Below are 14,678 nucleotides of genomic sequence, written 5' to 3'. Positions count from 1 at the left end.
TGATTAGCAACAACCGCGTTTGGTGTTTACAGTGTTTTCATTATTTATCAAAGATTAAACGAGAGGCCTTCTTGTTTTAGCATTGCTTGAATAGAGTTGCGTTTAAGAAGGTTTTTCAGCAGTTGCTCGAGCTTTGGGAAGTCTTGTGCTCGGCTTTCGTAACGTCGGCTCCAGTAGGCAATCATGAATAAATGAAAGTCCGCACCGTTTAAGGTGTCTCCGAGCATCCAGGGGCCAGCTTTGTCTAAGTCATTTTCTATAACGTGCCAGCAACGCTCAAGCTCTTGAGATGCTTTTGTTTTTAGGGAGTCTTGGCCTGCTTGGTCATCACAGTATTGCTCGGGATGTGCCCAGCGGTTGGCTGCCTCTTGTAGTGTGTTCGACATCCATAATAGTGATTGATAATAACGGCCCCGCTGAGGTGACGTTGTAACAGGAGCTAGGCCTGACTCAGGGTGTTGGTCTAGTAGGTATATAAGAATGGCAGCTGATTCATAAACGATATTGTCATTATGCAATAGGGTAGGTACCTTTCCATTTGGATTAATGGCTAGGTATTCAGGCGTTTTTTGCATCTGGCGGGTGAGGTCAATCTCTACAAGCTGATAGTCAACACCAAGCTCTTCCAAAAGAGCATGAGTCGCCATATTAGCGCCTCCGCGATCCCAATATAGTGTATAGATAAGCTGTCTCCTGTCGATTTTCTATCAGGAAATATTATACATAAAGATAGTTTTTCTGGCTTCTGTATAAGTGATTACTGACTATTCGGTCTGTGAAGTGTGCTTATGTTCCCCTACAATAATGCCTTTTTATGAGCTGGTTAAAATCATGCCAAGAGCTTCAGAACTTAGAAAAGGTCATGTTGTAGATATCAGTGGAACGCTATATCGAGTTCTACATATTGATGTGCGTAGTCCATCATCAAGAGGCGCTCAGACACTGTATAAAGTGCGCTTTAATCAGTTGCCTCAGGGCGGTAAGCGTGAAGAAACTTTCACCGGAGATGATGTCGTTACTTCTGTGGCTCTTGAGAGGTGTCAGGTATCTTTGCTCTATCGAGAAGATAACATTTATACCTTTATGGATCAGGAAGACTATAGCCAATATAGCGTAGATAAAGAGACTATTAGTGAGCAGTTGCCTTTTCTTAGCGATGGTTTGGTCGGCATTAATGCCATGTTGGTAGATGAGCAGTTGATCGCAATTGAAATACCAATAATGGTGGAATTGTTAGTTGCGCAGTGCATGCCCGGAACACAAGCTGCCAGCGCTACGGGGAGAACCAAGCCTGCAAAGTGCGTCAACGGATATGAGTTGCAGGTGCCAGAATATATAAAAGAGGGTGAGCAAATAAAGGTTAATACGGAAACGGGTAAGTTTGTTTCGCGTGCCTGATGTTGGTAGTAGGAGTGAATTCATACAGTAAAAGCCCAGAACGACGAAAGCCTACATAAATGCAGGCTTTTCGGGCTTTACTCAGATCAGCAAATTGAAAGCAGTAAGGTTAATTATCTGCTCTCAATATAGCCTCAGCACTGTTATATAACCAAAGTTATTGAGCAATGCCGAAGAAGTTCTTTATACAGCTTCGATCTGGTCAGCTTGTGGGCCTTTTTCGCCCTGTACTTCTACGAAACGAACAGTCTGTCCTTCGTGAAGAGTTTTGCGGCCTTCTCCGATGATCGAACGGAAGTGAGCAAAAAGATCTTTGCCATTTTCACGCTCAATGAAACCAAAACCTTTCTCATCGTTGAACCACTTAACTGTTCCCGTCTGCTTGTCGGACATATTCAATATTTCTCATAAAAAGTAAGTTAAAAACCGGGAAAACATCTTGTCTTCAAAGCCGGTTGTTCTTGCATGTAATTAATTAGGAGTTGCTGCTAAAAAATCCCTATGAGGAAAAATTTTAAGAGCTACTAAATCAACTACATCAGTTTCACAATACACAACTAGTGTTATAGATACAAGCAACTTACAAGCAATTAAATTGAGGGTAAATCACACCACAAAAAGCTACTATGTTCTTCTGTGGTAGTTTGGCCAAAGCTTATTGCGTGTAAAACTGATATACTCGCTATACATATAATTTCAACAGGACTCTCTACTATGGCAGCCAAGCCTAAGAAAAAAGCAGCAACAGAAACACATGACTCTATTGAAGAACAAACAGCTGCTTTCCTTCGGGCTGGTGGTCAGATTCAGCAAATCGCTAGCGGTGTTACCGGGCAGCAGAATCTTGCCGGACCTCGTCAGATTGTTTTAGGAAAACCTGCAGACAAGTAATATATGATGGGCTCGTTACGCGTTGAAGGAAGCTTTATTCCCAAAGGCGTGCGGCCCGTACCTTTGTTTTATAATTACTTTTCGAAAATATCCCTTCTGTTTTAATTCTTATCTATACCTCCCCCTATAGCAGGTGTGTAAAAAAGCAGTTTGTTTAACCCGGTTAAATCTTACAGAATATTTTTTGCTATTAGCAAAACAAAAAAAAGCCCATACAGAGTATGAGCTTGCTTGGATAGATCGGAGTGTTATTAGGTAACTCACAATCTTAAAGTTAAGCGTTAAGCCGACGCTTTTTCAGCCGTAACAACTTTTGCAATAGCGCTGTCTAATAGCTTCATTCCGTCACGGATATCTTCATCAGGGATAATCAATGAAGGTGTCATACGCAACACATTTGGGCCAGCCATTAAGATCATTAATCCTTCTTCGCGTGCTTTTGCTAGAAATGCTGCCGCTTTACCATGCATGCTGTCGATAAGCTCAACACCTATCAATAAACCGTCGCCTCGAATTTCTTTGAAAATTTCGTGTTTCGCATTTACTTTTTCTAACTCTTCGATAAATACAGCACGTTTATGTGCCACATTGCTCAAGAGTTCAGGCTGGTTGATGAGTTCTAGCGCCTTGTCAGCAACAGCACATGCCAATGGATTACCTCCATAGGTGCTACCGTGAGTGCCAAAGCCAAAACTAGGCGCTACTTTATCAGTGGTGAGCATTGCACCAATAGGGAAACCACCGCCCAATGCTTTTGCACTGGTTAAGATATCAGGCTCTACACCCATTCCCATATAGGCGAATAACTGGCCTGTACGTCCTACACCGGTTTGTATTTCATCAAGAACAAGTAATGCATTGTGCTGGTTACAAAGTTCACGTACGCCTTTAATGAACTCAGGATCAGCAGGAATTACTCCACCTTCACCTTGGATTGGCTCCATCACTACTGCGCAGGTCTTATCAGAAATAGCAGCTTTTAATGCTTCTAAATCGTTAAATGCTACATGTGTTATCCCGCCTGGTGCAGGTTCAAAGCCTTCACGATATTTTGCTTGCCCACCAACGGAAACAGTAAACAGCGTGCGCCCGTGAAAGCCTTGATAAAAAGCGATGATCTCGTGCTTCTCTGGACCGAAGTTGTCGTATGAATATTTACGAGCAAGTTTAAACGCAGCTTCGTTTGCTTCAGCACCTGAGTTGCAGAAAAATACTTTGTCGGCAAATGTTGCATCAGTCAGTTTTTGTGCCAAACGTAAAGCCGGCTCATTGGTAAAGGTGTTACTAAGGTGCCAAAGTGAATCTGCCTGCTCTTTTAGAGTAGAGACTAGTTCAGGGTGCGCATGCCCAAGAGCATTAACGGCGATACCGCCAGCAAAGTCGATATACTCATTATCTTCTTGATCCCATACTCGTGAACCGCGGCCGCGTACCGGTACCATCTGCTGAGGGTTGTAGTTTGGAACCATTACTTCATCAAAAAGTGCGCGATTAACGGGTTGTTGTGACATGGGTGTTCTTCCTCTTATTAATACGGATCTTATTTAGGCGTCCGTTCAGCCATAAAGTCAGGATTATTGTTAGCTAATAAAAACCTGTTGTGTTGTCTATATTCAGTATCAGGAAAAAACGTTTTTGAAAACAGACCTTTAATTTCTGTAGTGCGACATGAAGTTGCGCTAAGCTGACATTTAGCTAAAAGGATAAGGAATTAGGCAGTAAAGATCATTATTGTGAGTTTCGGACTTCATGACTAATAAGCATATGTAGAGGCAGACCCTTTGGCAATATGGAATCAAGGTACGCAAGATAAAAAAACTACTGGGCCTAAAAGGTTTGGCTTTTTATTGCTGCCTAATTTTTCACTGATTGCTTTCTCATCAGCAATAGAACCATTGCGGATGGCAAACTGGGTTGGTGGTGGGGAGCATTATGAAACTGTGTTGGTTAGCCATGATGGGGAAGCGGTTGCTAGCAGTTTAGGCGTTGAGCTTTTAGTTGATTGTAGTCTCAATGATATTCCTTCGCTGGACGCTGTCTTTGTTTGCGGGGCGAGCCCTATCGCGCGAACAGGAAATGAGGCTGTTATTGGTTGGTTGCGTCGTCAAAGCCGCACTAGTATGGCATTAGGCGGTGTTGGTACGGGCTCATACTTGCTTGCCTGTGCTGGGTTATTAAATAATTACCGTGCCACGATTCATTGGTGGGATATCGCTAGCCTTAAAGATGAATTTCCTAATACGCTGGTTACGAACAATCTTTTTGAGATCGACGGTACACGCTATACCTGCAGCGGTGGTACTGCCGCCATGGATATGATGTTGTTTCTTATCGCTAAAGAGCATGGAATGGAGCTCGCGGCGTCGATATCTGAACAGTTTGTTTATGAGCGAATGCGAACGTCAGAGGAACAGCAGCGGATTCCGCTAAAAGCGCGTATTGGTGCTAGTCAGCCGAAGTTGATAGAAGCGGTTACATTAATGGAAATGAACATTGAAGAGCCACTGTCGACGGATGACTTAGCTCATCACGTGGGGGTTTCACGGCGACACCTTGAAAGGCTTTTTAAAAAACATTTGCAAACCGTTCCTTCAAAATACTATTTAGATTTGCGGCTTGAGCATGCGCGGCAGTTGTTACGCCAAAGCGACAAAACTATTCTGCAAATTGGCTTGGCTTGTGGGTTTTCCAGTGCATCTTACTTTAGTACGGCCTATCGTAATCACTATGGTGTAACACCGCGAGAGGAACGGAAAAGAGAACCAGACAGCCCTGATTCGAGCTCTTTGGGGCGCTCTTCGTTGATGGGGTAACATTCGAGGGGGATCTTTATGAAAGTTAATAGGTTGGATCACTTAGTATTAACGGTCCAAAATATCGACGTTAGTGTAGATTTTTATCAACGTGTCTTAGGTATGAAAAAAGAGCTCTTTTCTACAGGACGTATTGCGCTTTCTTTTGGTGATCAGAAAATAAATTTACATGAATCTGGGCATGAGTTTGAACCTAAAGCTGGCTTGGTTCAGGTGGGCAGTGCTGATCTGTGCTTTATTATTGAAGCTCCCTTGCAAGAAGCGGTTATTCATTTGCAAAAATGTAATGTTGAATTACTGGAAGGTCCGGTTAGGCGCACGGGAGCGCTGGGCTCAATTATGTCGTTGTATTTTCGCGACCCTGACATGAATCTCATCGAAGTTTCTAATTATCTTTGAACTGTATAAAAAGGTAATTGTATTGAGGTTGCTAGCTTCTAATACTGTGTTTGGCTAAGTATTGCTGGTGTTCTTCTTCTGCATTCCAAAACGTAGTTACTGGCATTATTTTGCTAATGATAGATGATGCTCTGCTTTCTTCCACTAGGCGTTTGCTTTGCTCTGCTTCAATCTTCTGATTATCACTGTGAAAAAAGATAATAGAGCGGTGTTGTGGGCTTTTGTCTTGCTCTAATTGATTGTTTGATATTGGGTTGTGTATTTCCCAAAATGTACTGAGTAGTTGCTCGTAACTTATTTTTTCTGGGTCATAAGTAATTTGAACAACTTCTGCATGCCCCGTTGTATGATTACATACGTCTTGATAGGTAGGTTCTCTTACTGTGCCTCCCATATAGCCGACACTGGTCTCTTGTATACCATCTAGTGAGGAGAATTTTTCCTCAGCCGTCCAAAAACACCCTGCAGCAAAAGTAGCTAACTGATTCATACGATATTCCCTTTGCTTTCAATACTCTCCTTCACTATATGCCATGCTTTGAGCTTGTCTGCAAATATCATTGATGCGTGAGCGGGGCTGGTTGAGGGGAGAGTAATGTAGGTTATATGAGGCACTGCGAGCAAATCAGGGAAGTGCTGCTTGAATAATTTGGCCGCAGCCTGACCATTAAAACAAATAGTATGAATCTGTGGATGAGCTGTTAAAAGCGCGGGTATTGCATTAGGTATAACGCTCTTTTGATCAATTTTGCTATCAAGACTGCCAGGCCTAATGCATTGCTGAGCAACATCCCAAAGCGCGATACCTTGCGCTTGAATCTTTGAAAGGCGTGATTGGTAACTCAGCTCGTGTGGGAGTGTCCATAACTCACTCATTATTTTCCAGAAGCTATTACGTGGGTGTGCGTAGTATTGTTGCTCCTGAAGTGACTTAACACCGGGTATTGAGCCTAAGATTAGTAATTGAGCATCGGGTGGGGCAATTGAATTAAAGCTGATGACAGGTGTAGGCACGATACTTGTTTAATCCTGAGCTGTTTGTACGGATGAAGTGTCTGCAATTTTTTTGAGGACTGGTAAAGCTCCACGAATGATTTTTTGGGCTTTGTGGATGTCACTGTTTTGCGGGAGTATACAAATATAAAATGTATTCTCCTCAATGCGAAAGCATAATAATCGGCGCTGTCCTAGCTGTAAGTGAGCTTCATCATATGCTTGTATATTTTCACTGCCGGCTGGCTTTAATGCATCTGCTTTGTCGGCTTGCTTGAATATATGAGTAAATGCTTGTTGAGCGAGTTTTAGTATGACAGCTTCATCTTTGTCGAAAGTTGAAGCAATCGGACGTTTGTTGCTCATGATCGCGCTGGAATCTGTTCCAGCCATACCCTCAAGCTTCTTGAGTATTTTCGACATTGTCGCTCCATTGCAGTAGGTCTTCCGCTTGCTGACGGATTTGTTTATGCGTGAGCGCTGGTAGTGTCAATAACCCTAAAGCTTGGTCTGGCTCTAGAAACACTGAAATAGAATCTTTTTGCGGTGCATGTAAAGAAATGTTGCGCACTTGCTCTAGCTGTGGCGCTTTGTTCTCAATAGCCGCAGCTAGCTTGGCTAAAGAAGAGAACAGTTCATTGCATTCTAGTGTATTACTTGATGTATCTAGCAGTTTTTGATTGTTGTCTAGATGAGTAGCACCACTAATGCCACGTACTTGCATGGCCGCTTCTATTATCGAGATTTTTGGAACGTCTCGGGTTTTTCTAAGCCACTCAAATTGAGGTGAGTTTGGGTCAGGGTTACGGTTTTTAAGTTCGGTAACTGCAACTCTATGCGAGATCTCAGCCCAATCTATATCATCTTCTTGGTTCAGTGCAGAGACGACGAGATCCATTACATCCATTGATTTACGGGCATCAATAAAAATGATGGGCGCAAAGATCCCTTTTTCTTTTAAGCGATTTTGGTAATCGGCTTCTGTTGGTTCGGCAGCTAAATCTGAGCGAGTGACTGCAATAATAAAATGCCGTTTGACGATGAAATCCCAAAACTCGCTGAGGTAATAATCGATATCACGAAATGGATAGTTTCGTGTGTTATCCACAAGTAAAATGAGTGCAGATGCGTCGTTAGCTAAATCGCTAACCATTAGGTCCCACATGAACTTGAAGCGTTCTTGTCCAGGGGTTCCATAGAGATGAAGCACCTTGTCTTCACCGAGTGAAAGCTTGCCGTAATCCATGCCTACGGTTGTTGTTCTTTTGCGCTTTATCGTTGAATCAGACACCTTGGTATCAGTGTCGACTACCTCCACATCGCTAATGGTTCTGATGGCGGTGGTTTTTCCCGAACCAGGAGAACCAACAAAAAGCACTTTATATGACTTCATGAAACTCCTTATTACATTCCTTTTTATAAGCTTTGGGCTTGAGATTCAGTATTAGAATCATGCAAGCACTCCATTAGGAAAGTAGACATTATCGGGAAAATGAGTGAACTGACACTGAATTATAGCTTATAAACGCGAGTTTTCATTGAGGCTGTTAATTATAGAGTTATTCAGATAAGCATTACTGAACAGAGAGCGCTTTCTTTAGGTTTTTCAGAGGTGTAGTGGGTTTGGATTTTATGTGGGATAAACAGATCTGGAAGCGGGTAAGTGCTTCCAAATCTGTAGGAGCCTGAGTGAGGCTAGTCGTGTTGAAGCGTGATTAGCAGAGAGCGTCCAGCTTTTGCTTCATCATGCCTTGTACCTGGCCTGGGTTTGCTTTACCACCGGATGCTTTCATGACTTGTCCCATAAAGAAGCCAATCATTTTTCCGCGTTTGTCGGGTTCTGCTGCGGTGTATTGATCAACTTGTTTTTGGTTGTTAGCGATGACTTCATCTACTATTTTCTCGATAGCGCCTGTATCGGTAACCTGTTTAAGGCCTTTGGCTTCGATGATTTCATCAGCACTGCCGCCTTCATTCCACATAGCTTCAAATACTTTCTTGGCAATGTTTCCTGAAATAGTATTGTCTTTAATACGCTGTAATAAACCACCAAGCTGTTGTGCTGAGACAGGGCTGTTTTTGATATCAGTGTCGTGCTGGTTTAAGTGCTTAGACAGCTCGCCCATCACCCAGTTAACGGATAATTTTGCGTCAGTTGAAATAGTAGCAACGGTTTCAAAAAAGTCTGAGAGTGGCTTATAAGCAGATAATACACCGGCGTCGTAAGCAGACAGCTGGTAAGTATCTACAAAGCGCGTTCTGCGTACATCAGGCAGTTCAGGCAGTGCTTTGCGGATGGCATCAATGTATTCGTCATCAATAACAATCGGTAGCAGGTCAGGGCAAGGGAAGTAGCGGTAGTCGTTGGCTTCCTCTTTGCTACGCATCGAACGGGTTTCATCTTTATCGGCATCATACAGGCGTGTTTCTTGTGTGATGCGGCCGCCATCTTCAAGAATATCGATCTGACGTTCTACTTCACCCTTAATGGCTTTTTCGATAAAGCGAAAAGAGTTGATGTTTTTAGTTTCTGTGCGGTTTCCTAACTCTTCACCTTTGTAACGAACAGACACGTTACAGTCACAGCGAAAAGACCCTTCAGCCATGTTACCGTCACAAATGCCTAAGTTGGTCACTAGCGCGTGGATTTTTTTCACGTAGGCAACCGCTTCTTCAGCAGAGCGCATATCTGGCTCAGATACAATCTCTAGCAGTGGTGTGCCTGCGCGGTTTAAATCGATACCTGTTTGGCTAGCAAACTCTTCGTGTAGTGACTTGCCCGCATCTTCTTCAAGATGAGCGCGTGTAACACCAACGCGCTTTGTGGAGCCATCTTCTAGCTCAATATCAATATGCCCTTCGCCAACAATGGGGTAAAAGAGTTGGCTGGTTTGGTAGCCTTTTGGTAAATCCGGGTAAAAATAATTTTTACGATCAAAGACAGAGACTTTGCCAATCTCGGCATCAATAGCTGTACCAAACATGACAGCCATGCGTAATGCGCTTTCGTTGAAAACGGGCAGTGTGCCTGGTAGTGCTAAATCGACAGCGCAGGCTTGGGTATTTGCCTCAGCCCCAAAAGCAGTGCTGGCACCCGAGAAAATTTTAGTATTTGTTGCGAGTTGGGCATGAATTTCTAGCCCTATCACTGTTTCCCATTCCATTATTCGTTATTCCTCTTAAAGACCTGCAGGCTTTTGGGTGTGCCAGTCAGTTGCCTGCTGGAATTTATGAGCGACGTTTAGAAGTTTTTCTTCAGCAAAATAGTTACCAATAATCTGCAAGCCGACAGGCAGGCCGTTATTCATGCCGCAAGGGATAGACATGCCCGGTAAGCCTGCTAGGTTTAGCGATAATGTGAAGATATCTTCCATATACATTTCGACGGGGTCGGATGTTTTTTCGCCCAACTTAAAAGCAGGTGTTGGGGTTGTTGGCCCCATGATGACATCGACTTCAGACAGTACGCGTACAAAATCTTCTTGGATCAGACGTCGAATTTGTTGTGCTTTTTTGTAATAAGCGTCATAAAATCCTTCAGATAGGGCATAGGTGCCTACCATGATACGGCGCTTAACCTCGGTGCCAAACCCTTCGCCGCGCGTACGTTTGTACATATCTTCGAGATCTTTAGGGTCTTCACAACGATAGCCGTAACGCACACCATCAAAACGAGATAAGTTAGACGATGCTTCTGCCGGTGCAATGATGTAATAGGCAGGAACAGATAGTGCTGTATTGGGTAGACTTACTTCTTTAACCGCCGCGCCTAATGCTTCATATTCTTTGACAGCAGCATGAATCAGCGTGGCCATTTCAGGATTAAGGCTTGCAGCAAAAAACTCTTTTGGTAAGCCTATTTTTAAGCCTGCTAGTGGTTTATCTAGATTAGCTGTGTAGTCAGGAACCTGGCGGTCTGCACTGGTGGAGTCTAGAGGGTCAAGACCTGCCATGACATTCATCATCATGGCTGTATCTTCAGCCGTTTGCGCCATTGGGCCGCCTTGGTCTAATGATGATGCATAGGCAATCATGCCGTAACGGGAAACGCGACCATAAGTTGGCTTAAGACCGGTTAGGTTACAAAAGGCAGCGGGCTGGCGAATTGATCCACCCGTATCTGTGCCGGTTGCAGCGGGTGCTAGGCCTGCGGCAATAGCAGCAGCGGAGCCGCCCGATGAGCCGCCAGGTACATGGTCGGTGTTCCAAGGGTTGCGAGATGGGCCGTAAAAGCTAGATTCATTGGATGAACCCATAGCGAACTCGTCCATATTGGTTTTACCCAATGTGACTGCGCCTGCTGCATTAAATTGGCGTATGACTGTTGCATCATAAGGTGAGACAAAGTTATCCAGCATTTTAGAGCCAGCGCTGGTGCGTACACCTTGAGTACAAAAAATATCTTTATGAGCGATGGGTAAGCCGGTCATGAAAGTAGCCTTGCCTGCTGAGCGAGTTTCATCAGCAGCAGTGGCTTGTATTAGTGCTAGCTCTTCGGTGACAGTAATGAAGCTATTGTATTTACTGTCTTCACGTTTAATACGCTCAAGGTATGCCTGAGTTAGTTCAACGCTACTGAATTCGCCTTGATCAAGCCCTTTGGCCAATTCGGCCAGTGTTTTATTCAACATCTTTATTTAGTCCTAATCGTTATGCAGGCGCTGTTATTCAATGACCTTAGGTACAAGAAATAGGCCGCTCTCCACAGACGGAGCTACAGTTTGCAGGTGCTCACGTTGGTTTTCTTCAGTGATACTGTCTGCCCTTAGGCGTTGCACGGCATCAAGTGGATGTGCGAGCGGCTCAACATCTGATGTGTCGATACTCTGCATCTGACTGATTAGATCCAGTATGTTTGATAAGTTTGTCGCATATTCAGGCACATCGTTTTCATCTATTTGCAGACGCGCCAGATGTGCGATTTTTTCTACGTCGGTTCTGTTTAGAGCCATGGGTGATCTCGCTAACTGTCTCGGATTTGGCGAAAAAAAGACTAACTTAACATATTTGCTCCTTGCTCTAAATCCCTGCCGTTGCTAGAGTTACGTGTTTTTAAAATACTTCAGCTATACCTGTAACTCTTTAAGGTTTCCATTCGACATGTTCAAAAAAATACGGGGTCTGTTTTCGAGCGACCTATCAATCGATCTGGGTACAGCAAATACGCTGATTTTTGTGCGCGATAAAGGCATTGTTCTTAACGAACCGTCGGTTGTTGCCATTAGGCAAAGCGGTAATCAGAAGTCTGTCGCTGCTGTGGGTAAAGATGCTAAACGCATGTTGGGCCGTACGCCGGGTAATATTACAGCGATCCGTCCAATGAAGGACGGCGTTATTGCAGACTTTCATGTTACTGAAAAAATGCTGCAATATTTTATTAGCAAAGTACATGACAACAGTTTTTTCTCGCCTAGTCCGCGAGTGCTTGTTTGTGTTCCCTGCAAATCAACGCAGGTAGAGCGCCGTGCTATTAAAGAATCTGCTTTAGGTGCTGGAGCACGTGAAGTCTATCTAATTGAAGAGCCAATGGCCGCTGCAATTGGTGCAGGCTTGCCCGTTGAAGAAGCCAGTGGTTCTATGGTTGTTGATATCGGCGGTGGTACTACTGAGATCGCTGTGATTTCTCTAAACGGTATCGTTTATGCTGAATCTGTGCGCATTGGTGGAGATCGCTTTGATGAAGCGGTTGTGACTTATGTGCGCCGTAACTACGGTAGCTTGATTGGTGAAGCAACAGCTGAGCGTATCAAGCAAGAGATCGGTTCTGCTTATCCAAGCAAGGAAGTGCTTGAAATTGACGTTCGTGGTCGCAACCTTGCAGAAGGTATTCCGCGTAGCTTTACACTCAATAGCAATGAAATCCTTGAAGCACTACAAGATCCGCTTTCTGCTATCGTTCAGGCTGTTAAGAGTGCTCTTGAACAGTGTCCTCCGGAGCTGGCATCTGATATTGCTGAGCAAGGTATTGTCTTGACTGGCGGTGGTTCGATGTTGCGCCATATTGATCGTCTGATCAGTGAGGAAACGGGGCTTCCTGTTATCTTGGCTGAAGACCCTCTTACATGTGTAGCCCGTGGTGGTGGTCGAGCGTTGGAGTTGCTGGATAAGCACGCGTTTGAGCTGCTAACCTTCGAATAACAGCGGTTGTTGTTATGAATAGTTGTCAATCGCCTTCTTTTAGATTGAAGAGGGCGCCTGCGTGAAACCTATATTTAAAGGCGGTATACCCCGCCTTTTTTTCCTTATTCTTGTCATACTTGCCATTATTTTCATGGTGAGTGATCTGAACCCATCTCGCACGCGTGAAGCACGCAGTGTGCTGTCTCTTGTGATGACGCCTGTTCAGTGGCTGGTCGATATGCCCTCGCGAATAGCTGATGACTTATCTGATGTTTTGGTCAGTAGGCGCTCTCTTGTTAAAGATAACATTCAATTGCGATCTGAAGTTATTTTACTAGACGAGCAGGTGCAGCAAATGTCTTCTCTGACAACTGAAAACTTACGGCTCCGAGAGCTGTTAAGTGGTCGCCAGCGTATTAAAAATGACGTGCAACTTGCTGAATTAATTGGCGTAAATCCTGATCCCTTTCAGCATCAAATTATTTTAGGAAAAGGCCAAGAAGATGGTGTTTTTCTTGGTCAGCCGGTATTGGATGCGAGAGGGGTTCTTGGCCAAGTGGTCGATGTGTCGCACTATACTTGCCGAGTCATGCTAATCACCGATGCACGCCATGCTCTTCCTGTTGAGATTAATCGTAATGGATTTCGTGCTATTGCTTTGGGCAAAGGGACATTGGGCGAGCTGGAGTTAGAGCATGTGCCCGATACGGCAGATGTTCGCGTAGGTGATTTGCTGGTTACATCAGGCTTAGGGGGGCGCTTTCCATATGGCTATCCAGTGGCGAAAGTAACCAGCGTAGTTCGTGATCCAGGACGTCCATTCTCCATCGTTAAAGCGACACCGGCAGCTCGTTTGGATAAAAGCAGGCATCTGTTGCTGGTGGAGCCTATTATTGAAAATCGACAAGAACCCATTAGTCTATCTGGAGAAGGGCTTGGCAATGAAGTTGGATCTTCTGAGGTGAACGAGCCAAATGAGTGAGCGACGTAATGGCGGTGTATTGATTGTTATTGGTACTTTAATTGTTGGCTTTATTCTAAGTCAGATGCCGTTACCTGCCATGTTTGTTTGGTGGAGGCCTGAGTGGGTGGCCATGATCGTTATCTATTGGGTCATGGCTTTGCCACATCGTTTTGGTATAGGTATGGCCTGGGTGTCGGGTCTGGCCTTAGATGTATTGAAAGGCAGCTTACTGGGTATGAATGCACTTTCATTAACGATGGTGGCATTTATCACATTGATACTACATAAGCGGCTAAGAATGTATCCTCTGTGGCAGCAAGCGATGATGGTGTTAGTGTTAGTGGGCATTAATCAGTTGATTTTTCATTGGATACAATCTTTATCTGGTAGTACTGGCGATAGTCTTATTTTCTTATTACCTGCCTTGGTCAGCGCCATTTTATGGCCATGGGTATTTGTTGTACTAAGAGGTATAAGGCGTACATTCCACGTTAACTGATTACTTCTTTTAGAGTTTATTATGTGTGAATTCATTCTGGCCTCGGCCTCCCCGCGCCGTAAAGAGCTATTGGCACAGATAGGTGTCGTTTTTAAGCAGAGCAGTGTTGATATTAATGAAGATGTTTTGCCTGGGGAGTTACCAGCAGCTTATGTGCAGCGTTTAGCGTGTGAAAAGTCAAAGGAAGGATTTATTCGCAATGGGCAGCAGTATGCGGTATTAGGTGCAGATACGACAGTCGTTATTGATGGAGAGATATTAGGTAAGCCTGAATCTGAAGATCAAGCAGTCGTAATGTTGCAACAACTATCTGGCCGAACGCACCAGGTTATGACGGGTATCGCATTGACGAATAACGGCTTTACCGATAGCCAGGTTGTTGTTACACATGTTACTTTTAAAACATTAGATGCTGAATTATGCCATCGTTATTGGAAAACCAAAGAACCCTGCGATAAAGCGGGCGGTTATGGTATTCAAGGTTTTGGTGCAATTTTTGTTGAAAAGATAGAAGGGAGTTATTCAAACGTTGTTGGTTTGCCTTTAGCAGAAACGTCGGAACTCTTAGATAAGATCGGAATCAAAGTTTGGCAATATTAAC

At 44.1% G+C, this 14,678-nt stretch carries 18 protein-coding genes; 8 read left to right on the top strand and 10 right to left on the bottom strand.

The window, feature by feature from the left end; all coding sequences use genetic code 11:
- Positions 1–47: 47 nt before the first annotated feature.
- A complete protein-coding gene (locus tag G511_RS0104465) occupies positions 48–683 on the bottom strand; it encodes a glutathione S-transferase family protein (RefSeq protein ID WP_084629008.1) in 636 nt (211 codons plus the stop codon).
- Between the two features lie 148 nt (positions 684–831).
- Between G511_RS0104465 and efpL the strand changes: the two genes are divergently transcribed.
- A complete protein-coding gene (efpL, locus tag G511_RS0104460) occupies positions 832–1,398 on the top strand; it encodes an elongation factor P-like protein EfpL (protein ID WP_028468568.1) in 567 nt (188 codons plus the stop codon).
- Positions 1,399–1,581: 183 nt separating this feature from the next.
- On the opposite strand, the gene G511_RS0104455 is transcribed toward efpL, so the two are convergent.
- Positions 1,582–1,791: a cold-shock protein gene (locus tag G511_RS0104455; RefSeq protein ID WP_028468567.1), complete on the bottom strand. Its 210-nt coding sequence runs from the start codon at positions 1,789–1,791 to the stop codon at positions 1,582–1,584.
- Between the two features lie 321 nt (positions 1,792–2,112).
- On the opposite strand from G511_RS0104455, the gene G511_RS24485 reads away from it, so the two are divergent.
- Positions 2,113–2,289, top strand: coding sequence for a hypothetical protein (locus tag G511_RS24485; protein ID WP_090729403.1), 177 nt, complete (start codon positions 2,113–2,115; stop codon positions 2,287–2,289).
- Between the two features lie 281 nt (positions 2,290–2,570).
- On the opposite strand, the gene G511_RS0104445 is transcribed toward G511_RS24485, so the two are convergent.
- Positions 2,571–3,800, bottom strand: coding sequence for an aspartate aminotransferase family protein (locus G511_RS0104445; RefSeq protein ID WP_028468566.1), 1,230 nt, complete (start codon positions 3,798–3,800; stop codon positions 2,571–2,573).
- Positions 3,801–4,070: 270 nt separating this feature from the next.
- On the opposite strand from G511_RS0104445, the gene G511_RS21775 reads away from it, so the two are divergent.
- Entirely contained in the window at positions 4,071–5,102 is a 1,032-nt protein-coding gene (locus tag G511_RS21775) for a GlxA family transcriptional regulator (RefSeq protein ID WP_245573815.1), read from the top strand.
- 18 nt (positions 5,103–5,120) lie between these two features.
- Entirely contained in the window at positions 5,121–5,501 is a 381-nt protein-coding gene (locus G511_RS0104435; protein WP_028468565.1) for a VOC family protein, read from the top strand.
- Between the two features lie 31 nt (positions 5,502–5,532).
- On the opposite strand, the gene msrA is transcribed toward G511_RS0104435, so the two are convergent.
- The 7 genes from msrA to gatC all read right to left on the bottom strand — a co-directional run bounded on the left by msrA (position 5,533) and on the right by gatC (position 11,446).
- Complete coding sequence (msrA, locus tag G511_RS0104430) at positions 5,533–5,991, bottom strand: peptide-methionine (S)-S-oxide reductase MsrA (protein WP_028468564.1); 459 nt, start codon at positions 5,989–5,991, stop codon at positions 5,533–5,535.
- Positions 5,988–6,515 carry a DNA-deoxyinosine glycosylase gene (locus G511_RS21770; RefSeq protein ID WP_051221546.1) on the bottom strand — a complete coding sequence of 176 codons (528 nt, stop codon included), beginning with the start codon at positions 6,513–6,515 and terminating at the stop codon, positions 5,988–5,990. Before G511_RS21770 ends, msrA begins: the two co-directional genes overlap by 4 nt.
- A 9-nt stretch (positions 6,516–6,524) precedes the next feature.
- Positions 6,525–6,917, bottom strand: coding sequence for a hypothetical protein (locus G511_RS0104420; protein ID WP_028468563.1), 393 nt, complete (start codon positions 6,915–6,917; stop codon positions 6,525–6,527).
- The gene (locus tag G511_RS23750; RefSeq protein WP_051221544.1) at positions 6,892–7,887 is read right to left on the bottom strand and encodes a GTP-binding protein; all 996 of its coding nucleotides are present in this window, start codon (positions 7,885–7,887) and stop codon (positions 6,892–6,894) included. Before G511_RS23750 ends, G511_RS0104420 begins: the two co-directional genes overlap by 26 nt.
- 322 nt (positions 7,888–8,209) lie before the next feature.
- The gene (gatB, locus tag G511_RS0104410; protein ID WP_028468562.1) at positions 8,210–9,658 is read right to left on the bottom strand and encodes an Asp-tRNA(Asn)/Glu-tRNA(Gln) amidotransferase subunit GatB; all 1,449 of its coding nucleotides are present in this window, start codon (positions 9,656–9,658) and stop codon (positions 8,210–8,212) included.
- A 15-nt stretch (positions 9,659–9,673) separates the two neighbouring features.
- On the bottom strand, positions 9,674–11,125 hold the full coding sequence (gatA, locus tag G511_RS0104405; protein WP_028468561.1) for an Asp-tRNA(Asn)/Glu-tRNA(Gln) amidotransferase subunit GatA: 1,452 nt from the start codon (positions 11,123–11,125) through the stop codon (positions 9,674–9,676).
- Between the two features lie 33 nt (positions 11,126–11,158).
- Entirely contained in the window at positions 11,159–11,446 is a 288-nt protein-coding gene (gatC, locus tag G511_RS0104400; RefSeq protein WP_028468560.1) for an Asp-tRNA(Asn)/Glu-tRNA(Gln) amidotransferase subunit GatC, read from the bottom strand.
- A 148-nt stretch (positions 11,447–11,594) separates the two neighbouring features.
- On the opposite strand from gatC, the gene G511_RS0104395 reads away from it, so the two are divergent.
- From G511_RS0104395 to G511_RS0104380, 4 genes are all read left to right on the top strand, one after another.
- The gene (locus G511_RS0104395; RefSeq protein ID WP_028468559.1) at positions 11,595–12,632 is read left to right on the top strand and encodes a rod shape-determining protein; all 1,038 of its coding nucleotides are present in this window, start codon (positions 11,595–11,597) and stop codon (positions 12,630–12,632) included.
- A 61-nt stretch (positions 12,633–12,693) separates the two neighbouring features.
- Positions 12,694–13,596: a rod shape-determining protein MreC gene (gene mreC / locus G511_RS21760; protein ID WP_084629007.1), complete on the top strand. Its 903-nt coding sequence runs from the start codon at positions 12,694–12,696 to the stop codon at positions 13,594–13,596.
- A complete protein-coding gene (gene mreD, locus G511_RS0104385) occupies positions 13,589–14,077 on the top strand; it encodes a rod shape-determining protein MreD (protein WP_028468558.1) in 489 nt (162 codons plus the stop codon). Before mreC ends, mreD begins: the two co-directional genes overlap by 8 nt.
- Before the next feature lie 21 nt (positions 14,078–14,098).
- Positions 14,099–14,677 (top strand): Maf family protein, encoded by a 579-nt coding sequence (locus tag G511_RS0104380; protein WP_028468557.1) that lies wholly within the window; start codon positions 14,099–14,101, stop codon positions 14,675–14,677.
- Position 14,678 lies beyond the last annotated feature (1 nt).

The sequence above is a fragment of the Neptunomonas japonica DSM 18939 genome (assembly GCF_000422765.1).
In the GTDB taxonomy this organism is placed as follows: domain Bacteria; phylum Pseudomonadota; class Gammaproteobacteria; order Pseudomonadales; family Balneatricaceae; genus Neptunomonas; species Neptunomonas japonica.
Note: the sequence above shows the minus strand (reverse complement) of the source record. Positions and strands in the feature narration are given on the sequence as shown.